Origin of the sequence: Actinophytocola sp. (assembly GCF_049647105.1) — a bacterium.
Taxonomy (GTDB): domain Bacteria; phylum Actinomycetota; class Actinomycetes; order Mycobacteriales; family Pseudonocardiaceae; genus Actinophytocola.
In genome coordinates this window covers 1-25,941 of record NZ_JBARWZ010000330.1, presented here as the reverse complement: position 1 = coordinate 25,941, position 25,941 = coordinate 1, and the positions used below count along the sequence as shown (strand labels likewise).

Annotated in this window: 29 protein-coding genes and 1 pseudogene; 14 read left to right on the top strand and 16 right to left on the bottom strand. The window is 68.3% G+C overall.

Features of this window, described 5'->3' with window-relative positions; translation table 11 throughout:
• The coding region (locus WBA97_RS40620; protein ID WP_424236660.1) for an NUDIX hydrolase at positions 1–846 on the top strand (846 nt) is incomplete at its 5' end.
• 59 nt (positions 847–905) lie between these two features.
• Here the strand turns inward: WBA97_RS40620 and WBA97_RS40615 are convergent.
• Positions 906–3,032 (bottom strand): elongation factor G-like protein EF-G2, encoded by a 2,127-nt coding sequence (locus WBA97_RS40615; protein WP_424236658.1) that lies wholly within the window; start codon positions 3,030–3,032, stop codon positions 906–908.
• Between the two features lie 201 nt (positions 3,033–3,233).
• Between WBA97_RS40615 and pdxS the strand changes: the two genes are divergently transcribed.
• Positions 3,234–4,136, top strand: a complete 903-nt coding sequence (gene pdxS / locus WBA97_RS40610; protein WP_424236656.1) for a pyridoxal 5'-phosphate synthase lyase subunit PdxS — start codon at positions 3,234–3,236, stop codon at positions 4,134–4,136.
• Between the two features lie 147 nt (positions 4,137–4,283).
• Here the strand turns inward: pdxS and WBA97_RS40605 are convergent, their stop codons facing one another.
• Positions 4,284–4,835, bottom strand: coding sequence for a helix-turn-helix domain-containing protein (locus WBA97_RS40605; protein WP_424236654.1), 552 nt, complete (start codon positions 4,833–4,835; stop codon positions 4,284–4,286).
• A 78-nt stretch (positions 4,836–4,913) separates the two neighbouring features.
• On the opposite strand from WBA97_RS40605, the gene WBA97_RS40600 reads away from it, so the two are divergent.
• From WBA97_RS40600 to WBA97_RS40575, 6 genes are all read left to right on the top strand, one after another.
• Entirely contained in the window at positions 4,914–5,603 is a 690-nt protein-coding gene (locus WBA97_RS40600) for an AzlC family ABC transporter permease (protein WP_424236652.1), read from the top strand.
• Positions 5,600–5,932, top strand: coding sequence for an AzlD domain-containing protein (locus WBA97_RS40595; RefSeq protein ID WP_424236651.1), 333 nt, complete (start codon positions 5,600–5,602; stop codon positions 5,930–5,932). The genes WBA97_RS40600 and WBA97_RS40595 overlap by 4 nt, the downstream gene beginning before the upstream one ends.
• Positions 5,933–5,963: 31 nt before the next feature.
• Positions 5,964–6,593: a pyridoxal 5'-phosphate synthase glutaminase subunit PdxT gene (gene pdxT / locus WBA97_RS40590; protein ID WP_424236649.1), complete on the top strand. Its 630-nt coding sequence runs from the start codon at positions 5,964–5,966 to the stop codon at positions 6,591–6,593.
• On the top strand, positions 6,590–7,342 hold the full coding sequence (locus WBA97_RS40585; protein ID WP_424236648.1) for a YebC/PmpR family DNA-binding transcriptional regulator: 753 nt from the start codon (positions 6,590–6,592) through the stop codon (positions 7,340–7,342). The genes pdxT and WBA97_RS40585 overlap by 4 nt, the downstream gene beginning before the upstream one ends.
• Before the next feature lie 29 nt (positions 7,343–7,371).
• Positions 7,372–7,881 (top strand): DUF4262 domain-containing protein, encoded by a 510-nt coding sequence (locus WBA97_RS40580; RefSeq protein WP_424236646.1) that lies wholly within the window; start codon positions 7,372–7,374, stop codon positions 7,879–7,881.
• 105 nt (positions 7,882–7,986) lie between these two features.
• Positions 7,987–8,493 (top strand): GNAT family N-acetyltransferase, encoded by a 507-nt coding sequence (locus WBA97_RS40575; protein WP_424236645.1) that lies wholly within the window; start codon positions 7,987–7,989, stop codon positions 8,491–8,493.
• On the opposite strand, the gene WBA97_RS40570 is transcribed toward WBA97_RS40575, so the two are convergent.
• Positions 8,494–8,943, bottom strand: coding sequence for a cupin domain-containing protein (locus tag WBA97_RS40570; protein ID WP_424236643.1), 450 nt, complete (start codon positions 8,941–8,943; stop codon positions 8,494–8,496).
• Positions 8,944–8,971: 28 nt separating this feature from the next.
• Between WBA97_RS40570 and WBA97_RS40565 the strand changes: the two genes are divergently transcribed.
• Positions 8,972–10,711: a metallophosphoesterase gene (locus WBA97_RS40565; RefSeq protein ID WP_424236641.1), complete on the top strand. Its 1,740-nt coding sequence runs from the start codon at positions 8,972–8,974 to the stop codon at positions 10,709–10,711.
• Between the two features lie 137 nt (positions 10,712–10,848).
• Here the strand turns inward: WBA97_RS40565 and WBA97_RS40560 are convergent, their stop codons facing one another.
• The 13 genes from WBA97_RS40560 to WBA97_RS40500 all read right to left on the bottom strand — a co-directional run bounded on the left by WBA97_RS40560 (position 10,849) and on the right by WBA97_RS40500 (position 22,461).
• The gene (locus tag WBA97_RS40560; RefSeq protein WP_424236640.1) at positions 10,849–11,322 is read right to left on the bottom strand and encodes an Imm1 family immunity protein; all 474 of its coding nucleotides are present in this window, start codon (positions 11,320–11,322) and stop codon (positions 10,849–10,851) included.
• Positions 11,323–11,349: 27 nt separating this feature from the next.
• A complete protein-coding gene (locus WBA97_RS40555) occupies positions 11,350–11,889 on the bottom strand; it encodes a DddA-like double-stranded DNA deaminase toxin (RefSeq protein WP_424236638.1) in 540 nt (179 codons plus the stop codon).
• 166 nt (positions 11,890–12,055) lie between these two features.
• Entirely contained in the window at positions 12,056–12,703 is a 648-nt protein-coding gene (gene tmk, locus WBA97_RS40550; protein ID WP_424236637.1) for a dTMP kinase, read from the bottom strand.
• Positions 12,681–13,286 carry an exonuclease domain-containing protein gene (locus WBA97_RS40545; protein ID WP_424236635.1) on the bottom strand — a complete coding sequence of 202 codons (606 nt, stop codon included), beginning with the start codon at positions 13,284–13,286 and terminating at the stop codon, positions 12,681–12,683. The genes tmk and WBA97_RS40545 overlap by 23 nt, the downstream gene beginning before the upstream one ends.
• Entirely contained in the window at positions 13,279–14,436 is a 1,158-nt protein-coding gene (locus tag WBA97_RS40540; protein WP_424236633.1) for a radical SAM protein, read from the bottom strand. Before WBA97_RS40540 ends, WBA97_RS40545 begins: the two co-directional genes overlap by 8 nt.
• A gap of 124 nt (positions 14,437–14,560) precedes the next feature.
• Positions 14,561–15,418: a helix-turn-helix domain-containing protein gene (locus tag WBA97_RS40535; RefSeq protein WP_424236632.1), complete on the bottom strand. Its 858-nt coding sequence runs from the start codon at positions 15,416–15,418 to the stop codon at positions 14,561–14,563.
• Between the two features lie 9 nt (positions 15,419–15,427).
• Positions 15,428–15,934, bottom strand: a complete 507-nt coding sequence (locus WBA97_RS40530) for a DUF6879 family protein (protein ID WP_424236662.1) — start codon at positions 15,932–15,934, stop codon at positions 15,428–15,430.
• Positions 15,935–15,942: 8 nt separating this feature from the next.
• Positions 15,943–16,170, bottom strand: coding sequence for a hypothetical protein (locus tag WBA97_RS40525; RefSeq protein ID WP_424236630.1), 228 nt, complete (start codon positions 16,168–16,170; stop codon positions 15,943–15,945).
• Between the two features lie 611 nt (positions 16,171–16,781).
• The gene (locus WBA97_RS40520; protein WP_424236628.1) at positions 16,782–18,320 is read right to left on the bottom strand and encodes a glucoamylase family protein; all 1,539 of its coding nucleotides are present in this window, start codon (positions 18,318–18,320) and stop codon (positions 16,782–16,784) included.
• A 12-nt stretch (positions 18,321–18,332) separates the two neighbouring features.
• Positions 18,333–19,184, bottom strand: coding sequence for a carbohydrate ABC transporter permease (locus tag WBA97_RS40515; RefSeq protein ID WP_424236627.1), 852 nt, complete (start codon positions 19,182–19,184; stop codon positions 18,333–18,335).
• Positions 19,177–20,145 (bottom strand): carbohydrate ABC transporter permease, encoded by a 969-nt coding sequence (locus WBA97_RS40510; RefSeq protein WP_424236626.1) that lies wholly within the window; start codon positions 20,143–20,145, stop codon positions 19,177–19,179. Before WBA97_RS40510 ends, WBA97_RS40515 begins: the two co-directional genes overlap by 8 nt.
• 1 nt (position 20,146) lies before the next feature.
• A complete protein-coding gene (locus tag WBA97_RS40505; protein ID WP_424236625.1) occupies positions 20,147–21,418 on the bottom strand; it encodes a sugar ABC transporter substrate-binding protein in 1,272 nt (423 codons plus the stop codon).
• A complete protein-coding gene (locus WBA97_RS40500) occupies positions 21,415–22,461 on the bottom strand; it encodes a LacI family DNA-binding transcriptional regulator (RefSeq protein ID WP_424236623.1) in 1,047 nt (348 codons plus the stop codon). The genes WBA97_RS40505 and WBA97_RS40500 overlap by 4 nt, the downstream gene beginning before the upstream one ends.
• Before the next feature lie 165 nt (positions 22,462–22,626).
• On the opposite strand from WBA97_RS40500, the gene ruvC reads away from it, so the two are divergent.
• The 5 genes and pseudogenes from ruvC to WBA97_RS40475 all read left to right on the top strand — a co-directional run.
• Positions 22,627–23,223 (top strand): crossover junction endodeoxyribonuclease RuvC, encoded by a 597-nt coding sequence (gene ruvC, locus WBA97_RS40495; protein ID WP_424236661.1) that lies wholly within the window; start codon positions 22,627–22,629, stop codon positions 23,221–23,223.
• The gene (gene ruvA / locus WBA97_RS40490; protein WP_424236621.1) at positions 23,220–23,816 is read left to right on the top strand and encodes a Holliday junction branch migration protein RuvA; all 597 of its coding nucleotides are present in this window, start codon (positions 23,220–23,222) and stop codon (positions 23,814–23,816) included. Before ruvC ends, ruvA begins: the two co-directional genes overlap by 4 nt.
• A 21-nt stretch (positions 23,817–23,837) precedes the next feature.
• Entirely contained in the window at positions 23,838–24,923 is a 1,086-nt protein-coding gene (gene ruvB, locus WBA97_RS40485; protein WP_424236620.1) for a Holliday junction branch migration DNA helicase RuvB, read from the top strand.
• Between the two features lie 21 nt (positions 24,924–24,944).
• Complete coding sequence (gene yajC, locus WBA97_RS40480) at positions 24,945–25,334, top strand: preprotein translocase subunit YajC (protein WP_424236618.1); 390 nt, start codon at positions 24,945–24,947, stop codon at positions 25,332–25,334.
• A gap of 164 nt (positions 25,335–25,498) precedes the next feature.
• A pseudogene (locus WBA97_RS40475) lies at positions 25,499–25,941 on the top strand (protein translocase subunit SecD); the annotation flags it as partial.

The window sequence follows — 25,941 nt, the reverse complement described above, 5'->3', positions numbered from 1 at the left end:
GTCGTGGCCCGCGCGGCCGCGGCGGCCATCCGGCTGGACGACGTCGGCGCGGACCGGCTGCGTGCCGAGGCCGAACGTGCCGAAGCCACCCCGCGCGCCGAGCGTGAGGAGGCCGAGAACCGGTTGTCGCTCCAGCTCGCGGCCGTGGACCGGGCCAAGCTGCCGCTGGTCCTGGCCGCCGAGCTGCTGGACGCGGAGCACCGCGTGATCATCGCCCGCCGGGTGCACAACGACGCGGTCCGCGACACGCTGACGCAGCGGCGGCGCAGGCTGGTGCGGTGGCTGAAACTCGCCGGGACGGCCAGGCAGCCGGAGTACTTCGAGATCGTCGAGCCGACGCTGTCCAGCGAGCCGGACGGCGCGCCGCTGCCGCGTCCTTCTGCGCGGGTGCTCCTGATCGACGCCGAGCGCAGGGTGCTGCTGTTCAACGGCCACGACCCGATCCGCCCGGACACGAAGTTCTGGTTCACCGTCGGTGGCGGCGTCGAACCGGGGGAGGACCTGCGGTCGGCCGCGTTGCGGGAGCTGGCCGAGGAGACCGGCGTGCAGCTGGCCGACGACGGGCTCGTCGGCCCGGTGTGGCGGCGGCGGGTCGCCTTCAGCTTCGACGGCCGCACCTACGACGGCGAGGAGTGGTTCTTCGTCGCGGACCTCGCCGACGGTGACGTGCGCGTCGACACGTCGAACTTCACGGAACTGGAGACCCGCACGGTCGACGGGCACCGGTGGTGGAGTGCCGGTGAACTGCGTGACACCGAGGAGACCGTGTACCCGGTCCAGCTGCCGTCGCTGCTGCCTGGCGTGCTGACGACCCAGTGGGACGGCACGGTGCGGACCGTCCGGTGACCGTGCCCGCCGGCCGGTACGCGGTGCGCGCACCGGGACGGCGGGGTGTGTGTCCTGCTCTACGTGACCTGAGCGGCGAGGGACTCGGGCAGTGGGTCGTACCGGCTGAAGGTGCGGGTGAACGTGGCAGAGCCGGACGTGATGGAACGCAGGTCGATCGCGTACCGCAGCAGCGACGTGGCGGGCACCTCGGCGCGGACCACGCTGTAGCCGGGCGTCGCGTCGGCTTCCGTGCCGAGCACGCGGCCGCGCCGGGACGACAGGTCGCCAAGCACCGTGCCGAGGTGTTCGTCCGGCAGCCGCACCGCCACCGCGTCCACCGGTTCCAGCAACGAGATCCGGCCGTTCGCGGCGGCGTCCTTCAACGCGAGCGAACCCGCCATCTGGAACGCGGCGTCGGAGGAGTCGACGCTGTGCGCCTTGCCGTCGAACAGGGTCACGCGCAGGTCGACCACCGGGTGACCGCCCTGCAGGCCCTTCTCCAGCTGTGCGCGGACGCCCTTCTCCACCGAGCCGATGAACTGCGATGGCACGGACCCGCCGACGACCTTGTCGGCGAACTCGAACCCGGACCCGACCGGCAGCGGCTCGACGTCGATGGCGCAGACGGCGTACTGGCCGTGCCCGCCGGACTGCTTGACGTGCCGCCCGTGCCCGCGTGCCCTGGTCGCGAAGGTCTCCCGCAGCGCGATCTTCACCGGTTCGGTGTCGACATCGGCGCCACCGAACCGCAGGCGGGCCAGCACGACGTCGGCGTGTGCCTCACCCATGCACCACAGCACGAGCTGGTGGGTCTCGGCGTTGCGTTCCAGCCGCAGCGTCGGGTCACCGGCGACGAGCCGGGACAGGTTGCGGGACAACGTGTCCTCGTCGCTGCGGGTCTTCGCCATCACCGCGACCGGCAGCAGCGGTTCCGGCATCGGCCACGGCCGCATCAGGAGCGGTTTGTCGGGGCTGGACACGGTGTCGCCGGTCTCCGCCGACCCGAGTTTGGTCAGCGCGCAGATGTCGCCGGCGACGCAGTGCGTCACCTCGCGCAGGTTGGCGCCGAGCGGCGAGTAGATGTGCGCGACGCGTTCGTCGACGTCGTGGTCCTCGTGACCGCGGTCGGCCATGCCGTGCCCGGAGATGTGGACCGGGCGCTCCGGTCGCAGCGTCCCGGAGAACACCCGGACGAGTGACACGCGGCCGACGTAGGAGTCGATCGCGGTGCGCACGACCTCGGCCACCAGCGGGCCGTCGGGGTCGGCGGAGACCCGGGTGCCGCCGTTGCCGCCGTGGAGGTCGGTCACGTCCGGCACCGAGTGCTCGAGTGGTGACGGGAACGCGCCGGTCAGCGCCTCCAGCAACTCGGCGAGGCCGATGCCGCTGTTCGCGCACACGGGCATGACGGGGTGGAAGGAGCCACGTGCGACGGCGGTCTCGAGGTCGTTGATCAGCGTCTCGGTCTCGATGTCCTCGCCTTCGAGGTAGCGCTCCATGAGGGTCTCGTCCTCGCTCTCGGCGATGATGCCCTCGATGAGCTCGTTGCGTGCCTCGTCGATCCGCATGAGGTCGGCCTCGTCCGGCTCGCCGAGCTGGGGCGGGAAGCCGTTCGAGTAGTCGAAGAACCGGCGGGTGATGAGCCCCAGCAGGCCCGGTTTGCCCACCGAGGGGAGGTACAGCGGCAGCACGCCGGCGCCGAAGGCCTCCTGGCAGGCCCGGATCTCCGCGTCGGCGTCGGCACGCTGGTGGTCCAGCCGCGCGACGACCACCGCTCGCGGCATGCCGACCGAGGCGCACTCCTCCCACAGCGCGATGGTCGCGGGGTCCACTCCTTCGGCCGCGCACACGACGAACAGTGCGGCGTCCGCCGCGCGCAGGCCCGCGCGCACCTCGCCGACGAAGTCCGCGTATCCGGGGGTGTCGATCAGGTTGATCTTGACGTCGTTGTGCACCAGCGGGGCGACGGACAACCCCACCGACCGCTGCTGTCGCTGCGCCGCCGGGTCGTGGTCGCAGACCGTGGTGCCCTCGGTGACCGAGCCCGCCCTGCTGATCACGCCCGCGGCGGTGAGCAGGGCTTCTGTGAGGGTGGTCTTCCCGGAGCCGGACGGCCCGACGAGAACGATGTTCCGCACTTTGGCCGGGTCGTCTACAGCGACCGCGGCTCCGCCGTCACCGTTGTCTGAGTGTTTGCTGGCCATGCCACTCACCCTTTCCGCTTGACCGCACTGTCAGCCGGATGGTCGGTGTGTTCGCCTATGTGCTCGATCTCACACCTGTTTGCCTGGTCGGACAACCCCGACCGAAGAAGTGGCCTGGCGAGATACCTCCGAATTGGCACGCTGGCAGAGGCCACATCGCGCCTAGACTGGGTGGGGAATCCACATAGGAAGGACAGTTGGGTGACTGACGTTTCGACCACCCCCGAGACCGGTACGGCCCGTGTCAAGCGGGGTATGGCGGAAATGCTCAAGGGCGGCGTGATCATGGACGTGGTCACCGCCGAGCAGGCGAAGATCGCCGAGGACGCCGGAGCGGTCGCCGTGATGGCCCTCGAACGCGTGCCCGCGGACATCCGCGCGCAGGGCGGCGTGGCCCGCATGAGCGACCCCGACCTCATCGACGGGATCATCAACACGGTCTCCATCCCGGTGATGGCCAAGGCCCGCATCGGCCACTTCGTCGAGGCGCGTGTCCTGCAGTCGCTGGGTGTCGACTACATCGACGAGTCCGAGGTGCTCACCCCGGCCGACTACGCCAACCACATCGACAAGTGGCAGTTCACCGTGCCGTTCGTGTGCGGTGCGACGAACCTGGGCGAGGCGCTGCGCCGGATCACCGAGGGCGCCGCCATGATCCGCTCGAAGGGCGAGGCCGGCACGGGCGACGTGTCCAACGCGACCACGCACATGCGCAAGATCCGCGGCGAGATCAAGCGGCTGACCTCCCTGCCGGAGGACGAGCTGTTCGTCGCCGCCAAGGAGCTGCAGGCGCCCTACGAGCTGGTCAAGGAAGTTGCCCAGCTCGGCAAGCTGCCGGTGGTGCTGTTCACCGCGGGCGGCATCGCGACCCCGGCCGACGCGGCGATGATGATGCAGCTCGGCGCCGAGGGCGTGTTCGTCGGCTCCGGCATCTTCAAGTCGGGTGACCCGGCCAAGCGTGCGGAGGCGATCGTGAAGGCGACCGCGTTCCACGACGACCCCGACGTGATCGCGAAGGTGTCGCGCGGGCTCGGCGAGGCCATGGTCGGCATCAACGTCGAGGACGTCCCCGAGCCGCACCGGCTCGCCGACCGCGGCTGGTAACCCACCGGGCCATGTCACCGAGCAGGCCGCCGGTGTCTGGACTGAGCGAGCAGCGGAGGCGCCGGGAGCGAAGCGACCTCGCCGAGCAGCGCAGGGAGGGAAGACACCGGGTGAAGGCCTGCGAGCGCCGAGCGGAGCGAGGCCATGTCACACGTGCTCGGACACCATGACCGAGGTCGTGCCGGGCTCCAGTGCCTCGAAGATGTGCGGGAGGTCGCCCGGGTAGGCAACGTAGTCACCCGGGCCGACCTCCACCGGGTCGTCCGTGAGGCCGAGCCGGGCGCGGCCGGAGCAGAGCACGACGTGCTCGACGACGCCGGGCATGTGTGGCTCGGACTCCCGGATCGAGCCGGGCTCCGCGGTGATCAGGTAGAGGTCGCGGCGCGCGCTGGGCGGGCAGGCGGACAGCACGGTGGCGACGTAGTTCGCCCGTTCGGAGAACACCGCGGGCCCCTCGCCCTTGCGGAGGATCTGGACCCTGGGCCGCACCGGCTCGATCAGGCGCGCGAAGGGGACGTCCAGTGCGACCGACAACGCCCACAGCGTCTCCACGCTCGGGTTGCCGCTCGCCGACTCCAGCTGCGACAGCGTCGACTTCGCGATGCCGGCCCGCTTGGCCAGCTCGGACAGTGACAGCCCGGCGCGTTCACGTTCGCGGCGCAGTGAGAACGCGATGGCGTCGAGCGGCGCCTGTGCCATCCATGACCTCCCGTGTTCGATATGTAAGACCGATCGTTCGCCTTGACGAACGATCGGCTGGTGTTCATCATAAAAGACATGCGTTCGATGTGGCGAACCCTCACGTCCGCACTCCAACGGGACGCCCTGGCCGTGGCCGGGGCGATCTCGGTCGTCGGCCTGTCCTTCGGCGCCATCGCGGTGGCCGCCGGCCTCGAATGGTGGATGCCGAGCGCGCTGTCCGTGCTGGTGTTCGCGGGCGGCTCGCAGTTCATGGTGGTCGGCGTCGTGGCCGCGGGAGGTGGCATGGTCGCCGCCGTGCTCGGCGCGCTGCTGCTCAACGCGCGGCATCTGCCGTTCGGGCTGGCGATCGGCGACATCATGGGCCGGGGGAAGCTCGCACGGGCCGTCGGCTCGCACCTCATGATCGACGAGTCGGTGGCCTTCGCGCTGGCGCAGAAGGACCCGGCGAGGGGCAGGGCGGTCTTCTGGTTCCTGGGGACGACCGCGTTCGTCGTGTGGAACGTCGGGACCATCATCGGAGCCGCGGCCGGGCAGGTGATCGGGGATCCGGACACGTTCGGCCTGGACGCCGCGTTCCCCGCCGCGCTGCTCGCGCTGCTGCTGCCGTCGCTGAAGAACACGCGCGTGCGCAACGCCGCGCTGCTGGGTGCGGTGATCGCGCTGGCCACGACGCCGTTCCTGCCTGCGGGCGTGCCGGTACTGCTGGCGCTGGGCGGCCTGGTCGTCCTCATCCCCGCGCCGAAGAAGGCCGAGGTGGCGGGATGACGATCACCGCGATCCTCGTTCTCGCCGTCGGTACGTACGCGTTCCGGCTGGCGGGGCCCCTGCTGCGGGCGCGGCTGGCCAAGGCGGGCGGCGGCACCGCCGAGCTGCCGCCCCGGCTCGAAGAGGTGCTGTCCACCGCCGCCACCGTGCTGCTGGTCGCGCTGGTCGCGACGTCCGCGCTCACGGACGGCGGCTCCTTCGCCGGGTTCGCCCTGCCCGCCGGGGTGCTGACCGGTGGCGTGCTGGCCTGGCGGCGCGCGCCGTTCGTGGTGGTGGTCGTCGTGGCCGCCCTCGTCGCGGCCGGGTTGCGGGCGCTCGGCGTGCCGTAAGTAGGCTGAAGAGATCTCGGGAGGTCAACAGGTGTCCGGTGGTCCGCTGATCGGTGTGCTCGCGCTGCAGGGAGACGTGCGTGAGCACCTCGCCGCGCTCGAACAGAGCGGTGCGCGGGCGACGGCTGTCCGCAGGCCGACCGAGCTGTCCGAAGTGGACGGACTGGTGCTGCCGGGCGGCGAGTCGACGACCATGTCCCGGCTGCTCGACATCTTCGAGCTGCTGACCCCGCTGCGTGAGCGTCTCGCGGCCGGCATGCCTGCGTACGGGTCGTGCGCGGGCATGATCCTGCTCGCGAGCAAGGTGCTCGACGGTCGCGAGGACCAGCACCAGCTCGGCGGGCTGGACATGATCGTGCGGCGCAACGCCTTCGGTCGGCAGGTCGACTCGTTCGAGGAGGACCTCGAGTTCGCCGGTGTCGACGGCGGCCCGGTGCACGCGGTGTTCATCCGCGCGCCGTGGGTCGAGTCGGCCTCGCCACAGGTCGAGGTGCTCGCACGGGTGAGCGATGACCCGGAGGTCCCGGGTGGTGAGGCGGCCGCCGGTAGGATCGTCGCCGTCCGGCAGGGACCCGTGCTGGCCACGGCGTTCCACCCGGAGCTGACTGGGGACATCCGCGTACACAGACTGTTCGTGCAAATGGTGGAGGGTAGATCGTGAGCGGCCACTCAAAATGGGCGACGACGAAGCACAAGAAGGCCGCACTCGACGCCAAGCGGGGCAAGCTCTTCGCCAAGCTGATCAAGAACATCGAGGTCGCCGCGCGCACCGGCGGCGGTGACCCGGACGGCAACCCGACGCTGTTCGACGCCATCCAGAAGGCGAAGAAGAACTCGGTCCCGCAGGACAACATCGAGCGGGCCCGCAAGCGCGGCGGTGGCGAGGAGGCTGGCGGCGCCGACTGGCAGACGATCATGTACGAGGGCTACGGGCCCAACGGCGTCGCCGTGCTGATCGAGTGCCTCACCGACAACCGCAACCGCGCCGCGAGCGAGGTCCGCACCGCGATGACCCGCAACGGCGGCAACATGGCCGACCCGGGTTCGGTGGCGTACCTGTTCAACCGCAAGGGCGTCGTGATCCTGCCCAAGAACGGCCTGAACGAGGACGACGTGCTGATGGCCGTCCTCGAGGCCGGCGCGGAGGAGGTCAACGACCTCGGCGAGAGCTTCGAGGTCGTCTCCGAGGCCACCGACCTGGTCGCGGTGCGCAAGGCGCTGCAGGACGCGGGCTACGACTACGAGTCGGCGGAGGCGAGCTTCCTCCCGTCGGTCAGTGTCCCGCTCGACGCCGATGGCGCACGCAAGGTGTTCCGGCTGATCGACGCGCTCGAGGACAGCGACGACGTGCAGAACGTCTACGCCAACTTCGACATCTCCGACGACGTCATGGCCGAGGTTGATGCGTAACCCCGGCTCGGCGCGGGCGGGTGAGCGTCGTGGCTGACAATCTCACCGCGGAACACCGGCAGCTGCGGGACCACTTCATCGCCCAGTCCAACGCGCACGGCGCCGCCGTCGTGGATGTCGCGGGCGATGAGAAGGGTCCGCCGTACACGTTCACCGTCGGCGCGTGGCGGCGGTTCCATGTGCCGGAGGCGGTCACCATCGGGCTGCCCCCCGGCGCGGGCGAGATCCTCGTGCGCAACTACGTCCGCCGCGCGGGCCATGGCGAGCAGTTCGCCCCCGGCTCGGTGTGGGACGACCTGCTCGAGGGCGTGCTGGTCACGGTCGAGAAAGTCAGCAAGGGCCACTACTTCACCTACTTCGGCAGTGTCTTCCTCCTCCACCCGGACGGCGACTTCGACGCGGTCCAGCTGATCACCGCCACCAACGACGACGCGTGGCCGTGGGAGTCCGACGCGCCGGCGGGGTTCGGCCAGTGGCAGCCGCTCCTGACCGCGAGCCACGCCCCGGAGAGCTGGACCCCCGGCGTAGACGGGCCCTGAGCGAACCGGGAACAAAGCGACAGGCCGGTGCCACCGCACCAGAACACGATGCCGCGCCAGAACCCAATGCCCTACCAGCGGCGATGAGCGTGGTCCAATACCCGGATGACCTCGGCCATCCATGTCGGACCGCTCGCGGCGGCGCACGCCGGTGAGGCGCTGACCGTCCAGCGTGCCGCCTATGTCACCGAGGCGCAGCACTACGACGCGCCCCGCATCCCGCCTCTCATCGAGACTCTCGACGACCTGCGTGGTGACCTGATGGCCGGCGTGCTGGCGCTCGGCGCGTGGACGGGCACCCGGCTCGCCGGTTCGGTCCGTGGCCGGGTCGACGGCGACCGCATGGAGATCGCGCGGTTCTCGGTGGCGCCGGACCTGCAGGGGCAGGGGATCGGCGGAGCCCTGCTGGCGGCGATGGAGGCGGCCGCGCCAGGGGAGATCCGCACCTTCTGGCTGCTCGCCGGCGCCGAGAGCGAGGACAATCTACGTCTGTACCGCAGGACGGGCTACGAGGTCGTCGCGGAAACCGTCGACCCGGCCGGTGTCGCGATGGTGGTGCTGGAGAAGAATCGTGCGGCACCCCGGCACGGGAAACACGGCACCGCCGGATGATCACTCACGGCACAACCGGCGGATCTCGTCGGCGTGCAAGGGAAATTCCGCCGCCAGGTCGGAGGCCCTGCCGAACTCGACGCAGTCGTCGACGTACGGCGGCACCACCACGCACCCCATCAACGTCCACTCACCAAGGGTTTCCGCTGCCTGCCACGTGCCTGGCGGCACGACCACCTGTGGCCGCTGTCCGGCCGCCAGGTCGGTACCCAGGACAGCGAAGCGCGCCGACCCGTCCGGCGACAGCAACAGCATCCGTGCCGGCGCGCCGGCGTGGTAGGTGAAGATCTCGGTGCGGTCGAGCCGGTGCACCGCCGAGAACTCCGGTGCGGAGAGCAGGTAGTAGATCGCGGACACGGTGCCGGACCGCCAGCTCTGCGTGAAAAGCCCGCCTTCGATGGGCAGCTGTTCGAGGCCGAGCAGCGACGTGATCTCCTGGGGCGTGGACATACCGACGATCATGCTCCACCCTGAACGGATGGCACGACCGCGCCCGCATGACATGTCCGAGAAAGAACTTGGTTTCCGGCCCCAGGAAGCGGTTCGCTGGCTCAATCCGAGAGTGCTGATCACCACGGGTGCGCAGTCGCTCATCGCCGAGATTTTCGGATCCTACGCCGACAAACGCGAACTCCAGGGCGGCCTGGCCGCGCAGGTGTACGACCACTCCAGGGAAGACGAGCTGTGGATGGACTTCGTCGCCGATCTCGGTGACGGGTTCGACGCCACCTACTCGATCGCCTCGCTGCTGGCCGCGCCGGAGCTCGACCTCGACGGCCCGAAACCGCGCGGCAGCCTGCTCATCATGGGCGGCGACGAGGTCTACCCCGCCGCCTCCACCGGCGCCTACGAGGACCGAACCAAGGGTGTCTACCGTGCCGCGCTGCCCGTCGTGACGGAGGACGCGCCGACGCTGTTCGCCTTACCTGGCAACCACGACTGGTACGACGGACTCACCTCGTTCCTCCGCGTCTTCGCGCAGCGGCGGCCCTTCGGCGGCTGGCAGACCGAGCAGACGCGCAGCTACTTCGCGGTGCGGCTGCCACAGAACTGGTGGCTGTACGCCATCGACACCCAGTTCGACGACTATGTCGACGCGCCGCAGCTCGAGTACTTCCGCGGCGCGTCCGCCGAGCTGCGGAGGGGCGACTCGGTCATCCTGTGCACCTCCACGCCGGCATGGGTGGATGCCGGGTCCGGCGGTGACACCAAGGGCTACGACACCATCGAGTTCTTCCAGCGTGAGGTGATCCGCCCGCGCGGCGCGAACGTCCGCGTCATGCTGACCGGCGACAAGCACCACTACGCCCGGTACGCGGAACAGGACGGCACCGGGCAGAAGATCACGTCCGGTCTCGGCGGTGCCTATCTCGCGGCCACGCACGAACTGCCCAAGCGGCTCGACCTGCCGGGGGAGAAGTCACGGGTGCGGGAACCGTCCCCGCCCAGCAGTCTCGACCTCGCCGCCCGCTACCCGGAACACACCGGCAGGCTCACGGCCGGCATCCTGAAACTGCCGTGGCGCAACCCCGGTTTCTGGGCCGTGACCGGCATCGCGCAGCTCGTCGCGACCGCCGCCGTGCTGTACGGGATCGCCGAGTCCGCGGTGCGGGACGGCGTGTTCGGGCTGCTCGCGTCGTGGTCGCCCGCGGTGCTCGCGGCCGCCGTGCTCGTGCTGGCGGGAATCGCGTTCGCGCGGATCGACCTGCCGGAGACGAGCGGAAAAGGCATACTCGCGGGCATCGCGCACGCGGTGGCGCACCTCGCGCTGAGCGTCGCGTGGGCGGTGGCGATCCGCGCGCTGTACCACGCGTTCCCCGACGGCGTCGTCGCGGACTGGCTGATCTTCCTCATCGCCGCGGTCGGCACCCCGGTGGTGATCGGCTTCGTCGACGCCGAGGTGGTGGCGCTGTACCTGCTCGTCGCCAGCCGGTTCGGCATCAACCTCAACGAGGTGATGGCGGGCCAGAGCATCGAGGACCACAAGGGTTTCCTCCGCATGCACATCGGCCGCGACGGCACGCTGACGATCTACCCCGTGAAGCTGGCCCGCGTGTGCCGCAAGTGGGTGGCCAACCCGGACGGCGCTCCCACCGACCCGTGGCTGCTGCCGAAGCACCCACTGCGGGCCGAGCTGATCGAGCAGCCGATCAAGGTGCCACACCACCACACCGGGTTCCCGTCGGTCCCTCCCGATCGGGAGGGGCCGACGCCCTGAAGGTGCTCTTCGGGACGCTGGTCAATGCCCAAACCGTGATCATGACGCGAGGACAGACAGGTGCACGGATCTCCCGTGTGCCCGTCTGGCCGGTTCTCGCGGCTGACCCCCTCGGTCATGGCCGGTTGGCAGCGTACCTAGTGAGCGGGATTCGGTACGTGCACCCGGCCGTCGTCGGTCGGCTCCCAGGCCAGGGCGTTGATCGGCATCCAGTCCACGGAGGTGGGCCGCTGACCGACGCGGACCCACTCCAAGATCACGGCGCGGAGGCGGGCCAGGGGCATCACGCACGCGGACGGGAAGATCGTTTCGCCGTCCCGGTCGTAGTAGATGGTCGGTGGGTCGGTCAGCGGTTCGGGGTTGAGCGCGGCCCACGACCAGTCATAGGGGGCGACGGTCTCGTCAACGAACAACGCGGCCCCGTACTCGCCGTGATAGCCGGTACGCATCCACCGCGTCGGCTGCCCCTCGATGGTGAACCACGTCTCGGTTGGTCCCTGCTCGCAGAGCAAGGCGTCCACCAGCCAAGCGGTCTGGTTGACGTGGCGGGCTGTGACGACCGGGTAAGCCATGCCGTTGTGATTGGCGTTGACCACCAGTTGATCACTCACTGGCCTGTCCTCTCAGCATGACCGCCTCTATGGCACCGGGAACCACACCGCGAGGGTAGAGCCTGCCGGCAGGATGGCCGGCACCGAGACACCGCAACTGAACCGCCGCTCGGAAGTTGGGTCGGCACCGCAGGGGCCACGGTCATTGTTGATCACGACAACGCCGTAGGTGATGCCGTTCTCCCGCATGAGCGCGGCGATCTTGGTTTCCACGTGCGCGGCTGCCGGATGCCGGCCGACCGGCGGGAAGTCCACCCCGGCATCCCGTAGAGCTTGCTCGGCAAGGTCGGAGTCTTCGTCGTAGCCGCTGCTGTAGGTGTGTTGGATGCCGTCGGTTTCGTAGAACAACCCGGTCGTGACCTTGGCGTTCTTCTCCCGAAGCGACTCGATCCGGTCGGCGGCCCACTCGGCGTCCGTCGCAGCGCCTTCGAGGCTGTCCGGGCATCCGTCCGCGCTAACGCCGTCGGCCGACGCTTGCGGCCACCAGGCCGGTTCGTAGCTGCACCCGAACCGGCCACAGCTGGGCGCGTAGAGAAAGTTCAGGAGCAGCCACAGCACGGCGGCCATGACCAGGATGCCGGTCAGGGAGGAGAGCGTCTTGCCGGATGATCTCAGCGCCATGATCGGATGCCCCCGATCCAGTCGTCAGGTCGCTTGCTTCCACTCGCTCCCCAGTGGCCGGGGCCGATCAGAGGCATGGTCCCGAGACCCAGAAGACAGACCGTGGTGGGCATCATGATTGGGCCTCCTTCACAGGGGCGAAGAACGTTGTCAGCCGGTCCACGATGCGCGCGGCGGCGTGGTGCGCGGGTTGGGTGCAGTCCACCCGCATCACGTCGAACCCGGCGTGTATTAGCCGTTCGGTGGCTTGGGCGTAGAAGTGGACTTCAGCGTGTGCGCTGCCGGGGCGGAGCTGGAACCGGTTGTGTGGTCCGCGCTCGTCGAGACGTTGCGCGATCACGGCCGGGTCGGCTTCCAGGATCACCGCGAGGTCAGGTCGGTCCGCTTCCGCGTTGAGCTTCCACAGAAAGGCCGGGTCGATGCCGTCGAACCGCTGCACCACCAAACCCGAGGGGATGTACCGGTCGACGATGACGGTTGTGCCCTCGGCCAGCTTGGGCCGGATCTCGGTTTCCACGTGGTGGTATCGGTCGGCGGCGTACAGGCACGCCAGGGCATGGCCTGTGACGACCTCGGTCAGCTCCCGCGCCAACACACCGATGGGGCCGGTAGAGGGTTCCGCCGTGACGTGCACGGTCTCCCCGGAGGCAACGAGGAGTTGCGCCAAGTGCTGCACGACCGTGGACTTACCCGCGCCGCTGGGACCGTCCACGGAGACGAATAGCCCACGGTCGTGGTCAGAAAAGGGACGGAGTGTCATCCTCGCCCCCTCCCGGTTTACCGCGCAGCTCTTCCAGCGTCTGCGGGCGCGTGTCCGGCAAGGTCGCCAAGCGCACGAACAGCCGTGCTGCGACGAGCGCGTCATAGGTCGCGCGGTGCGGCGCGAGCCCATCGGGCAGGTTGTCGGCAAGCTTGAACGCATCGACCAGAGCGCCGAGTTTGTAGCTGCCGAAATCCGGCAGCAGACGGCGCGCGAGTTTGAGAGTGTCGAAGATTTCCGGGCATTCCCAATCCCCGAGCTTGCGTTGCAACACCCCCACATCGACATGCGCGTTGTGCGCGATAAGCGCGTCAGCTTTGAGGCCGTGAGCGTTGAGCGCGTCAAGCACGGCGGGTTTCACGGCCTCGAAAACTGGAGCGTCGGCTACCGCGTCGTTGGTGATGCCGTGAATTTTGCGCGCGAAATGCGTAATCGGCTGCTCCGGCTTCACCAACCAACTCGCCGGCTCACCGATAACACCGCCGTAGATCGGCACTACCGAGAGTTCCACGAGGTCGGGGGGCTGCTGGCCGTTGCCTTCCACGTCCACGACCACATAGGTAAGGCTCGTCCAGTCAGTCATTTTTCGCCTGTTCCTTCCATCCGGTCTCGGCCCGACCATGCCGCTTGCTGCGGTGGGGGTGGGCTACATCGTGGACCTGGAACCCGAGCGCGTGTTGGAGGTAGTAGCGGGGCTGCTCCGTGTCCAACCCCGACACCACCGCCGCTGCCTCGCTGACCTCGACAACCTCCAGGCCGCGAGCCTCCGGCAGCGACGCGGCAGCCTGCCGGAGCTGGTCAGCGGTCGGCCTACGGTGCGCGCCCGCGCACAGCTCCAACTGAGACAGCGGGCAGATATCGCACAGTTCCCGGATGCCGTAATGCCCGTTGTAGTCCGGCAACCCGTGCGCATAGGACACCGCGCACGACGTTTTACGGAACAACGGGGCCGACGCCGGGAACGCCGCCAACACGCGCTGTTCCAGCGTTTCGGGAACAATCTTGCGCCGCGCTGTCTCTTCGTAGGGTTCGGGCAGATTGTTGGCCTTGTAGTACTCGGCGATCTCGGCGCGGTAGAACAGGCCGGTAAACACCGTGGCGTCGGCGTGCTCCCCTAACTCACGCGCCGTCGTCAGGTGCTCGTCGGAATCGTTGAGCCCCGGAACCAGCGGACGCCAATACAACACCGTTCGGTACTTCCGCCGTGGCGGAGCGCTCATCAATTTCAGCGACTCCGCCGCCACGTGCGACGGGTAGGGCTCGATCTTCTTGTTGTCGATGCCCGAATAGGTGAACAGCAACGTCACCTTGACGTGCCGGAGCTGGTTCAACCTGTCGGCGTCCTCGGGCTTCATCTTGTGCCGGGTGATCACCAACACGTGATTGGTCAACCCGCGCTCGTCCAGGTCTTCCAGCACCGCGAACGTGTGCGGCCGGACGTTCGGCAAGAACGGATCAGTAGCCCGATTGAACACCTGAATTGGTGTTACATGCGGCTGAAAGTACCGGTGCTCCACCAGCTCGCCCACCGCGTCCGCGTCCGACATCAGCGCGCGGGGCTGCCGCGCATCCCACAAACCGTAGGTGTGCCGGATGCAGTACGCACAGTCCAACGGGCAGCCCTGAATGTGGTTCAGGCTCAACCCAGACTTGCGGTACTCCACCACCTCACGCGCCCGCGCCGGAAGCTTCTCCACCTGCTCCCGCGCCAACAACGGAACGAACGTCGCCACCTGACCTCCCGAAGATTCCCCGCCGAACGCGGGACATAACGGGAGCGTAAGCAGGCAAAACCGGGATGACTAGAAAATTTCTAGGTATTTCTCGAAATAGCTTGAACCCGTTGCCCAGGAGAAATTAGGAGCTACCAGGGGTGGCCTCATCCGCAAGTTCGTCCATCACCTTGGTGATGATCGCGCGTGCTGAGCCTCCGTAACTAGCCACGGCTGCGAGTTGCTCAAAGATTGAGCGGTACAGCTCAATTTCGTGCTGTTGCCGCAGGTTGAGTTCGGCGGAATATGTCTCAACCCGTACACGGTCATCGTCAAGGAGCCAAAATCCATGCCGAGGGTCGGCTACGTACGGCGTTTTGAAGCCGATAACGCCAAGTCGAATGTTTCGAAGATTAGAAAGAGACACCAGTCGGTCCAGTTGAGCAAGCATGGTATCTACTGGACAAAGACGGTAACGGAGCGCCGCTTCGGTTAGTACGAAATAGAAGCGTTTGTCTGGGCGGTAAAGAATCTCTTGTCGCCGCATTCGCGCTTGAACGGCCTCGTTAACATCGTTGGGAACCTTGTGAACCGTGACAGCTTGCGAGAATCGAGAACGCGCGTATTCAGGCGTTTGCAGTAGACCTGGAATGATGACGGGCTCAAAAGCGCGGTAAAGCCGGGTCTTTTCGTCCTGCTCAATAAGTTCTTTTTGGTGCGAGCGCAAGCCCGTTTTAATTAGCCTCTTCCACTCTGCATGTTGAATTTCGAGAGTGTGCAGTGCTGTAAGCAGGCTCTCTGTCTCGACCTCCGCGTTCGTCGCACGAGTCCACGACCGAATGTCATCATCGGTGGGAGCTTGACGCCCTATCTCAAGCTTGGAAATCTTGGACGGCGGCCACGACAACGACTCCGCAAGCTGCTTGCCGTTAAGTCCGGCTTGCTGTCGCAGTTCACGGAGTCGCTTCCCAATAGCCTTACGGGCCTCATCGATGTTGGTCACACTGTTGCTCTATTCGCTGACAAACCCGTCTCGCGGTATGGCGTAGTGCTGAGCTGTATCACGCCAGTAATTGTGTTGCACTATAGTTGGTGCGTCTTCGACCACCTCCCCGCCTACAAATCTGTCATCTTTACCGAAGTGCATTCGTACCAGCTTCCGGGAATCGAAAAGCCAATAGTCGTGACCGGGAAGGTCTAAAACCTTAGCCTTGTCGCGATTCAAGTAACGGATATCGTCCCCAGCGTTGTAGGCGAACTGGGAAATCCAGACGCCAAAACGGCTATAGTCACTCAGCGGCACGCTGACCACCCGCACACGGCTAAATCTGCGTCCCTCGTTTGACGAATCCCGTATCATGGCAAGCCAATTTTGATGCCATGCAAGATCGTCTGATTCTCCTGCAAGGAATTTTTCAAAGGACTCAGTTTCGCGCGGCGAGTTATAGCGGTCCCGCACCTCCAAACGAAAAGCTGTGTGCTCGAAGGTGCGGAACAGCTGACCGAATTCGTCGCCGATTAGCAGGCTCAGCGGTCTTCCTCCTGGTTGCGCTGGTAAAACTTCAGTACATCCTCGGGGATCTCGATGATCCCTTCACCCTCAGCGATCGGGCCGATCTCAGCAAGCACTTGAGGGTCAGTCACGTGCCAACCCTGGGCGATGTAGGTCTTGCGGTCGGTGCGGTCCGTCGCGTACAGCGTCGGCGAGTCGCCTTCGGCGGAGTCAGGGTCTTTTCCGAGAAATCGTACGTGCATAGCGTCTCCTGTCTCAGTAGCGGAGAAATTTCTCTACATCGTGACTTACAACGCGAGACACGTCAACAGGGTGGCGCTGAGTGTCCCCGGTCGGGGGGTGTTCCAGCACCCTGGTTGCGCGGACGTGTTCGTGTTCTCGGGCGGGGAGCACGCGCACGCCTACCGGCTGCCGGCCGACACGGACGGCGATGTGTTCGCACCCGGGCAGGTGTACTGGTGGTACGGCGCAAGTCCGGTGTGGACACTGCGAGCGTTGCTGACTCTGCCGGAGCCAGGTCACCCGGAAGCGCCGGACACGCTCATCCCGGTGCCACCCGGCTTGGGGATTCCGGTGACCGGATGCCGGTACGGATGCGCCGTCGCGGTTCCGTGCACGGGTACTGACGGCACGGTTCGAGGTCCGTTCGACTCCGTGCGTGGAGCCAGCCCCCGAATGGTGTGGGTCTCGCGCACTGCCCCACGTACCCGCCCCCAGGCTCGGCCGTTGGCCCCGACACTCCGGTTACACGATGACTGAGCGCCCTGACGGCACCTTCAGGGGCAATGCCACGGGAGTGGGGAAGTGCCGGGCGGATGGGAGAGGGGGTCGCCCACCCGCCCGGCACTCGGGGTCACTGGCGGCGGGGGAGGTTGAACTCCTCCATCGCCATGACCGGGCGCAGGTGTTGCTTCGCGCCGCCCTTGGTGAAGGCGTCGCGCAGGAGGTCGTCGCCGAGCAGGTTGCCGAGCGCACCCATGATCATCCCCTGGTCCAGCGCGAGGTACCGCTTCGCGACCTTGCCGCTGCGCACGGCGATCGCGTCGTAGTAGCCGCCTGGGCCGTAGGCGTCGAAGTCGCGGCGCAGCTTCGCCAGTTCGGTCAGCGCGGCGCGGGGCTGGTAGGGCAGCGCCAGCACCACCGCGTGCGGGGTCACGACCCCGTCGCCGTACTCGGCGGGCAGCGGCCGCGGGTCCCGGCAGCCTTCGAAGCCCACGTCCACGGCCGTCCTCTCCTGGTCGCTCGTGTACCCCGGCCCGTCGAGGCCCATGACGTCGACGCCGTACTCGCGGTACCCGCCGTCCGGGTTGGAGGCGGGTGAGAAGCCCCAGTACCCGTACTTCGCGTCGTTGAGGCCGTGCTCGATCTGGCCGCGTACGTACACCGAGTGCTGCCGCGCCCACGAGTCCCTGCCCCATGCCACCTCGGGCACGAACAGGTCCGGCATCAGCTCCTCGAACATGTCACCGCCCCAGGTGGGCACGAAGGTCAGGCCGCGGTAGGTGTAGTTGCCCTCGAACACCGGCACGCCGAGGTAGTCCACGAACTGCCCGGACGGCTTCTGCTCCTGCCAGTTCCAGTCGCACGTGTCGGGGAAGGTCCGCCACGGCGCGAAGTAGTGCGCCGGCGGCACCTGGCCGAGCGAGATCGCCACGTACGAGATCATCCGCGTCTCGGACGCGAATGACCCGTAGGTGTGGCAGGTGTAGTACACCTCCGGCCCGACGCCGGGGTAGTTGCCGGGCAGCGAACACTGGGGGTCGGGCGGCGGGGTGTCCCAGAAGCCGCCGCGCATCAACCCGGCAGGCACGTCGGGACCGCGGCCCTCCGGGTCGTAGTAGAACGAGAAGTCCATGGGGGCCAGCAGTTCCTGGGCCTGCGCCCGCACCTCGGGCACCGCGTTGCGCACCACCATCAGCGCGGCCGCGAGCCACGCGTTGTCCACACTGGACGCGAACGGGTACACGACCGACCCGTCCACCGGCCACGTGGTCAGGCGTTCGAGCGTCACCGGGTCGTACCAGTTGTAGTACTGGCCAGACGCCGGGTGCCGCTGCAGCTCCGCCAGCGAGGACAGCGTGGTCCTGGTGCGGGACACCAGTTCCCGCCGCGAGAGCACGCCGAGGTCCTCGGCGACGATCGCCGACCACAGGTAGGAGCCGATGTTCGTCGGCGAGGTGTACGCGGAGCGGGTGGCCGGGTCGAGGTCGCCGCCGATGTTGTCGGCAGGCATCCCGGTCGCCTTCACGGTCATCGCGTCGAACGACCGCCACGTGTCACGCGCCAGCGACAGGTGGGGTGACCCAGACGATGGCGCCGCCGTGGCGGGTGCGAGCGGGGTGAGCAGGGCCGCCGCGAGCACGGCGACCCCAGCCAGTCGTAGTCGGGACATGCAGGGCACCTCTTACTTCAGTCCGGTCGTCGCGATGCCGCGGACGAAATGACGTTGCAGCAGGATGAAAACGATGAGCACCGGCACCACGACCACGACCGCTCCCGCGAGCAGCAGGTCGTACTCGGTCCGGTTCTGGCCGATCGCGTACAGCGCGAGCGCCACCGGCAGGGTGTAGGTCTCCTCCTCGGTCGCCGCCACGAGCGGCCACAGGAAGTTGTTCCAGGAGGCCAGGAACGTGAGGATGCCGAGCGTGGCGAGCGCGGGGCGGCACAGCGGCAGCACGATCTGCCAGTAGATCCGCAGCTCGCTCGCCGCGTCGATGCGCGCCGCCTCGAGGAGGTCGTTCGGGATGGACAGGATGAACTGGCGCATCAGGAACACGCCGAACGCCTGCGCGAGATAGGGGAGGATCAGCCCGGCCAGCGTGTTGACCAGCCCCAGGTTGGACGACAGCACGAACAGCGGCACGATCGTGACGATGCTCGGCACCATCAACGTGCCAAGGACGATGCCGAACAGGAGCTTCTTGCCCGCGAACGGCAGCTTCGCGAGCGCGTACCCGGCCGCCGAGCAGAACAGCAGGTTGCCGATCGTCGTGACGACCGCGACGACCGCCGAGTTCGTGAAGAACGTCGGGAAGTCGAGCCGGTCGAACAGGTCGCCGTAGTTCGCGAGCGTCGGGTCGTTCGGCAGCCACGTCGGCGGGTTGGCGCGGATCTCGCCCTCTGGCTTGAACGAGGACAGCAGCATCCACACGAACGGCCCTACGACGACCGCCAGCCCGCCGAACAGCAGCAGGTACAGCACCGCCCTGGCGATCCGGTCCCGGGAACGGAGCCTCTCCTCGGTCGACCTAGTCATCGACGTTGTTCCTCAGCAGCTTGAACCAGGCGATGGACAGCAGCACGACCACGACGAACAGCACGTAGCCCATGGCCGACGCGTAGCCGTAGTTGCCGAACCCGAACTGGTTGTAGGTCGCGAACGCCAGCGACAGCGTCGAGTCGAGCGGTCCGCCCTGCGTCATCACGAACGGCTCCTCGAAGAACTGCACGTAGCCGATCGTGGTGATCACGGCGACGAACAGCATCGTGGGCCGCAGCATCGGCAGCGTCAGGTACCGGAACTGCCCGAACCGCTTCGCGCCGTCGATCGTGGCCGCCTCGTACAGGTCCTTCGGGATGGCCTGCAACCCGGCGAGGAAGATCACCATGCCGAACCCGAGGTTGCGCCACGCGCCCATCACGATCAGCGTCGGCAGTGCGAACGTCTCGTTGTTGAGCCAGTTCGGCCCTTCGATGCCGAAGAAGCCCAGTATCTCGTTCGCGAGGCCGGTGTCCGGTTGCAGCACGAACCGCCACACCACCGAGATCGCGACGATGCTCGTCACGACCGGCAGGTAGTAGCCGACCCGGAACAGGGTCCGGAACCGCACCAGCCCGGAGTTGAGCCCGAGCGCGACGAGCAGCGACAGCGCCATGGTGAGCGGCACGCCGACCACCACGAACATCGCCGTGTTGCCCGCCGCGGTCAGGAACTTCTCGTCGGAGAACAACCTGACGTAGTTGTCCAGTCCGACGACGTTCACGCCGAACGGGTCGAGCAGGTCCGCGCTGCGCAGGTCCGACACGCTCATCACGAACGAGGCCACCACCGGTCCAGCCGTGAACACCAGGAACAGCACGGCGAACGGCAGCGCGAACCCCCAGCCGGTCAGTGTGCCGGTGGTGCGCCGGACCCGCGCGGGTTGGCGCGGTTCCGGCTCGGCCGGGGAGCCGTCGGCCGGGGTGGGCGGGACGGTGCGGTCCCGGACTTCCGGCACGTCAGCCACCCGTGCCGATCGACGTGGCCTGGGCCTGCATGGCCTTCGCCGCGTCGGCCGCCGACGAGGCACCCTTCGCGATCTTCTCCAGCTCGGTGTCCACCCCGGCCGCGATCTGCTCCCACGTCGGGATCGACGGCGGCGCCTTGGCCTTGTCGAGCTGGTCGCCGAACACCTTCAGCTGCTCGTCGCCCGCGAGCGCCTCGTCGTCCCACGCGGCCTGCACCGACGGCAGGTCCGACACCGTCTGGTACCACTTGACCTGGACCTCGGGCCGCATGAGGTACGAAACGAACTTCCAGGCCGCGTCCCGGTTCTTCGTGTTCTTGAAGACCGACATGTTGCTGCCGCCGATGAACGACGTGAAGTCACCGGCGCCGCTCGGCATCGGCCACAGGTCGTACTTGCCCTCGCCGCCGAGCTCGTTCAGCAGCCCGATGTGCCACGGCCCTGACACGAACGACCCGACCTCGCCGGACAGGAGCTTCGGCTCTGGCTCGCCCTCACGCAACCGGTCCTTCGTGGACAGACCATCGTCGTAGAAGGACTTGTAGTACTCGTACGCCGCCACGGCCTGCGGCGAGTCGAGGACGAACTTCGAGCCGTCGTAGATGTCGCCGCCGTTCTGCCACACGAACGGCATCACGGTCTGCCAGGCGCCCGTCTGCCCGGGCTGGAGGTAGGTGCCCCACTTGGCGCCGCCCTTGGCCTGCATGTCCTTGACCGCCTGCTTGAGGTCGTCCCAGGTCTTGGGTGCCTCGGTGATCCCGGCCTTCTCGGCGACCGCCTTGTTCACGTACAGCAGCCGGGTCTCGACGTACCAGGGGACGCTGTAGGAGGTGCCGTCGACGACGCCGGTCTCCCACGCACCGGGGAAGAAGTCGGCCTCCTTCACGAAGTCCGGCGGCACCACGTCCAGCGCGCCGGTCTTCGCGAACTCGCCGACCCACGTGGTGCCGAGCATGGTCACGTCGGGTGTCTCCTGGCCCGCGATCGCGGCGGCGAGCTTGTTGTGCGCGCCGTCCCACGGCACCGGCGTGACGGTGACCTTCGCGTCCGGGTTCTCCTTCATGAAGTCGTCGGCGAGCGCCGACAGCTTCTCGCCCTCGGTGCCCATGGCCCACACCGAGATGTCGCCGGACGCCTTGCCCGCCGCGACCTCCTCGCCCTGCTGAGCGCCCGCGTCCTCGCTGTCGCGCCCGCACGCCGACGCGGCCAGCGCGGCGGCGGTGACGACGGCGAGCAGTAACTTTCGCCTGCCGGGAAGGGTCATGGGGTACCTCCGGGGGTGGTCGTTCCGGTACTGGCAAGGTCGGCAAGGTCGGCATGGTGTCCGCAGCTGGCACGGATCACCAGCCGGGTCGGCAGCACCTCGCGGCGTGCCGTGGTCGTGGTGCCGCCGATGCGCTCGTCGAGCCAGCGCGCGGCGGTCGCGCCCAGCTCGCGCATCGACTGGCGCACGGTGGTCAGGCGGGCGTAGTCGGCGGCCATGATGTCGTCCCAGCCGGTCAGGGCCAGGTCGCCAGGGACGGAGAACCCCAGGTCCTCCGCGGCCCGCAGCGCGCCGAGCGCCACCTCGTCGTTGGCGCACACGACCGCGTCGGGTCGCGTGCGCAGCAGGTCCTTGGCCGCCGCGTAGCCGGACCGGACGTCGAACATGCACGGCGTCGCCGCCGGGACGGTGAAGCCGTGCTCGGTCAGCGCACGCCGGAAACCCCGGTAGCGCCCGGCGACGTCCGGCGACTCGCCGGGATCGCCGAGGAACGCGAGGTGGCGGTGGCCGTGCCAGAGCAGGTGCGCGGTGAGGTCGCGGGCGCTGTTCTCGTTGTCGGCGGTCACGGTGTCGACCTCCCCGACCGGCGGGCGGGCCAGCAGCACGAGCGGCAGCCCCGTGTCGGCGATGCTGGCCACCACGTGGTCGCCGACGGTCCGGCCCATGATCACCATGCCGTCCACCCGGCCGGCCAGTTCGAGCACCGCCTCGTCGGCCTTCGTGCGGCCGTTCGTGGCGAGGATCAGGACGCTGCGGCCCAGCTCGGCGACGACCTCCTCGTACCCGAGGACCACCTCGGCGTAGTACGGGCCGGACAGGTCGGGGAAGACGATGCCGTTCGCCGCGTGCTGACCCTCGGCGAGCGCGCGGCCCGCCCGGCTGGGGCGGAAGCGCAGCTCCTCGGCGACCTGGTGGACGCGGCGGCGGGTGGCGGGAGCGACCAGGTCGGAGTCCCGCAGCGCACGGGACACGGTGGCGATGGACACCCCGGCCCGTTCGGCCACCTCGTAGATGGTGACCGGCCGCCGATCCCGACCAGACATGGCTGCCTTCCGACGTTGGAAGCGCTTACATTTCCGTTGTGTGCAGTTCTAACACGCATGTCAAGTGAAGGCGCTCGGCGCGGTGGCGCTGGGTGCCGTGTCGGTGCGCGGGCAGAGGGTTCTGGTCCCCTAGGCTTCGAACTGATGTTCCCGACAGGCAAGACCATGCGCGTGCTGGGCGTCGACCCCGGCCTGACCAGGTGCGGAATCGCCGTCGTCGACGGGGTGGCGGGCAGGCAGGTGACGTGCGTCCAGGTGGACGTGATCCGCACCCCGGCCGACGCCGACCTCGCCGTGCGCCTGCTCGCCGTGTCCGACGCCGTCGAGGAGTGGCTCGACCGGCACAAACCGGAGGTCGTCGCGGTCGAACGGGTCTTCAGCCAGTACAACGTCCGCACCGCCATGGGTACCGCCCAGGCGGGTGGCGTCGTCGCGCTCGCCGCGGCCAGGCGCGGGCTGCCGGTCATGTTCCACACGCCGTCGGAGGTGAAGGCCGCGGTCACCGGCTCCGGCCGCGCCGACAAGGCGCAGGTCACCGCCATGGTCACGAAGCTGCTCGGGCTCAGCGAGGCGCCACGGCCTGCCGACGCCGCGGACGCCATCGCCATCGCCGTGTGCCACATCTGGCGTGCGCCGATGCGCACCCGGCTCGCCGAGGCCGAGGCGCGGGCCGCGGAAATGGCCCGTAACCACAAGGCACGCATCGCCGCAGCGGCGGCGTCCAACGCTCGCTCCGCCACCAAGAGGAAGACGACCACATGATTTCCCGCGTCCGAGGAACAGTGCTCTCGATCGGCCTGGACCGCCTGGTGATCGAGGTGGGCGGGGTCGGTCTCGCGATCACCGCCACCCCGGCCACGCTCGCCACGCTGCGCAGCGGCGAGGAGGCGATCCTCGAGACCACGCTCGTCGTCCGCGAGGACTCGCTGACGCTGTTCGGTTTCGCCGACTCCCAGGCCCGCGAGCTGTTCGGGCTCCTGCAGACCGTGTCCGGCATCGGCCCGCGCATCGCCATGGCCACGCTCGCCGTCCTCGACCCGAACCAGCTGCGGGCCGCGCTCGCCGAGGGCAGCATCGCCGTGCTCACGCAGGTGCCCGGCATCGGGCGCAAGGGTGCGGAACGCCTCATCATCGAGCTGCGCGACAAGGTCGGCGCGCTCGCAGGCGTCACAGCGGAGACCGTCGCCACCGGTAACGGGGCGGTGCGGGGCAGCGTCGTCGAGGCGCTCACCGGGCTCGGGTTCGCGGCCAGGCAGGCGGAGCAGGCGGTCGACGGTGTGCTCGCCGAGAACGGCGTCACCGACACCCCGACCGTGCTCCGCAAGGCGCTCGCCACCCTTGGCAAGAAGCGGTAGCGGGTCGTGCACGATGAAGCCGTGACCGACCCCGGTGAAATCGCGTCCGAGATCGCGTCCCCCGAGCTGATCGTGGGTGAACGGGACGAAGAGGCGACGCTGCGCCCGAAGCGGCTCGCCGAGTTCGTCGGCCAGCACCGGGTCCGCGAGCAGCTCGACCTGGTCCTGCAGGGCGCGACCCAGCGTGGCGTGCCGCCGGACCACGTGCTGCTGTCCGGCCCGCCCGGCCTCGGCAAGACCAGTCTCGCCATGATCATCGCGGCCGAGCTGGGCAGCGCGCTGCGCCTCACCTCGGGGCCCGCGCTGGAACGGGCGGGTGACCTCGCGGCGATGCTGTCCAACCTCGTCGAGGGCGACGTGCTGTTCATCGACGAGATCCACCGGATGGCCCGCCCCGCCGAGGAGATGCTCTACCTCGCGATGGAGGACTTCCGCGTCGACGTGGTGGTCGGCAAGGGCCCCGGCGCCACCAGCATCCCCCTCGAGATCGCGCCGTTCACGCTTGTCGGCGCCACCACCCGCGCCGGCTCACTGACCGGCCCGCTGCGTGACCGGTTCGGCTTCACCGCGCACATGGAGTTCTACTCGGCGGCCGACCTCGAACAGGTGCTGCGCCGCTCGGCGGGCATCCTCGGGGTCGACCTGCGCGCCGACGGCGCCGAGGAGATCGCCGGTCGCTCGCGTGGCACACCACGTATCGCGAACCGCCTGCTGCGGCGGGTGCGCGACTTCGCCGAGGTCCGCGCCGACGGCATTGTGACCAGGGACATCGCCCGCGCCGCGCTCAAGGTCTACGACGTCGATGAGCTGGGTCTCGACCGGCTCGACCGGGCCGTGCTCGGCGCGCTCGTGCGGTCCTTCGGCGGCGGCCCGGTCGGTGTATCGACGCTGGCTGTCGCGGTGGGGGAGGAGCCAAGTACGGTGGAGGAGGTGTGCGAGCCGTTCCTGGTGCGCGTGGGCATGCTTGCCAGGACTCCTCGGGGTCGTGTCGCCACGGTGGCGGCATGGTCCCATTTGGGGCTTTTGGCCCCGGCTAACGCTCCTGGCCCGATGCCGCCTACGCTGTTCGACAGTGACACGGACAACACTGCGCACACCGCAGAGTAGGCAACTCACGGATGGACAAACATGGATATCCTTCCCCTGCTCCTGATGTTCGGCCTGCTGGGCGTCATGATGTACTTCATGACCCGGCGCCAGCGCAGGGCACAGCAGGACCAGCAGGCGCTGCAGAACTCGATAGCTGCCGGTGACCGCGTGATGACGACCTCGGGCCTGTACGGCACGGTGGTCGACGCCGAGGACAGCGCGACCATCACGATCGAGATCGCTCCCGGCGTCGAGACCGAGTGGCTGCGGGCCGCGGTGCGCGAGAAGGTCGGCCCTGTCGAGGCGGCCGACGAGCTCGAGGACATCGAGGACACCGACGTGTCCGACGAGGTCGAGACCGTCGACGCGCAGACCAACGAGCCGCCCGTCGTCAAGGACGCCGAGCTCGAGTCCGGCAAGCAGAAGTAGCGGAATGCGTGAGCGTGACGTGACCGTGTGACAACGGCCTCACGTCGCGAGAGGTACGCTGCGCCCTCACCCACACGTGTAACGGGTGCGGGCGCAGTCTTGTGACCAGATCACGGGCTCATGACGCGCCTGACGACCCTGTAGTTCGAGGAGACCGACCGACCGTGGCCTCACCCTCCGGGCAGATCCGCCCAGGGCGCTACCTAGCGTTCTTCCTGTTCATCGTGGTTCTGCTGTATGGCTTGGTGTTCGCCACGCCGGATCACAAGCTGACGCCCAAGCTCGGCATCGATCTGCAGGGCGGCACCCGGGTCACGCTGACCGCGCGCACCGAGACGGGTGACGCGCCCAGCAAGGAGGCCCTCGACCAGGCCAGGCAGATCATCGAGAACCGCGTCAACGGCATCGGTGTCAGTGGCACCGAGGTCGTGCTCGACGGCAACAACATCATCATCACGGTGCCGGGCGAGGAGGGTGAGCAGGCCAAGGACCTCGGCCAGACCGCCCAGCTCCGGTTCCGTGCGGTGATCGGGCAGCCGGTGGCCGCCCAGCCACCCGCGCAGGAGGAGCCGCCGGGGTCGACCGACCCGTCGGCGCCGCCGAGCGG

Coding starts and splice junctions, on each gene's coding strand:
- WBA97_RS40500 (WP_424236623.1), bottom strand. CDS start 22,461: ATGTCTGGTCGGGATCGGCGGCCGGTCACCATCTACGAGGTGGCCGAA.
- WBA97_RS40605 (WP_424236654.1), bottom strand. CDS start 4,835: ATGGCACAGGCGCCGCTCGACGCCATCGCGTTCTCACTGCGCCGCGAA.
- WBA97_RS40615 (WP_424236658.1), bottom strand. CDS start 3,032: ATGGCCAGCAAACACTCAGACAACGGTGACGGCGGAGCCGCGGTCGCT.
- WBA97_RS40505 (WP_424236625.1), bottom strand. CDS start 21,418: ATGACCCTTCCCGGCAGGCGAAAGTTACTGCTCGCCGTCGTCACCGCC.
- WBA97_RS40595 (WP_424236651.1), top strand. CDS start 5,600: ATGACGATCACCGCGATCCTCGTTCTCGCCGTCGGTACGTACGCGTTC.
- ruvA (WP_424236621.1), top strand. CDS start 23,220: ATGATTTCCCGCGTCCGAGGAACAGTGCTCTCGATCGGCCTGGACCGC.
- WBA97_RS40545 (WP_424236635.1), bottom strand. CDS start 13,286: ATGACTGACTGGACGAGCCTTACCTATGTGGTCGTGGACGTGGAAGGC.
- WBA97_RS40515 (WP_424236627.1), bottom strand. CDS start 19,184: ATGACTAGGTCGACCGAGGAGAGGCTCCGTTCCCGGGACCGGATCGCC.
- WBA97_RS40525 (WP_424236630.1), bottom strand. CDS start 16,170: ATGCACGTACGATTTCTCGGAAAAGACCCTGACTCCGCCGAAGGCGAC.
- tmk (WP_424236637.1), bottom strand. CDS start 12,703: ATGACACTCCGTCCCTTTTCTGACCACGACCGTGGGCTATTCGTCTCC.
- ruvC (WP_424236661.1), top strand. CDS start 22,627: ATGCGCGTGCTGGGCGTCGACCCCGGCCTGACCAGGTGCGGAATCGCC.
- WBA97_RS40520 (WP_424236628.1), bottom strand. CDS start 18,320: ATGTCCCGACTACGACTGGCTGGGGTCGCCGTGCTCGCGGCGGCCCTG.
- WBA97_RS40565 (WP_424236641.1), top strand. CDS start 8,972: ATGGCACGACCGCGCCCGCATGACATGTCCGAGAAAGAACTTGGTTTC.
- yajC (WP_424236618.1), top strand. CDS start 24,945: ATGGATATCCTTCCCCTGCTCCTGATGTTCGGCCTGCTGGGCGTCATG.
- WBA97_RS40600 (WP_424236652.1), top strand. CDS start 4,914: ATGCGTTCGATGTGGCGAACCCTCACGTCCGCACTCCAACGGGACGCC.
- WBA97_RS40575 (WP_424236645.1), top strand. CDS start 7,987: ATGACCTCGGCCATCCATGTCGGACCGCTCGCGGCGGCGCACGCCGGT.
- WBA97_RS40570 (WP_424236643.1), bottom strand. CDS start 8,943: ATGTCCACGCCCCAGGAGATCACGTCGCTGCTCGGCCTCGAACAGCTG.
- WBA97_RS40555 (WP_424236638.1), bottom strand. CDS start 11,889: ATGGCCGCCGTGCTGTGGCTGCTCCTGAACTTTCTCTACGCGCCCAGC.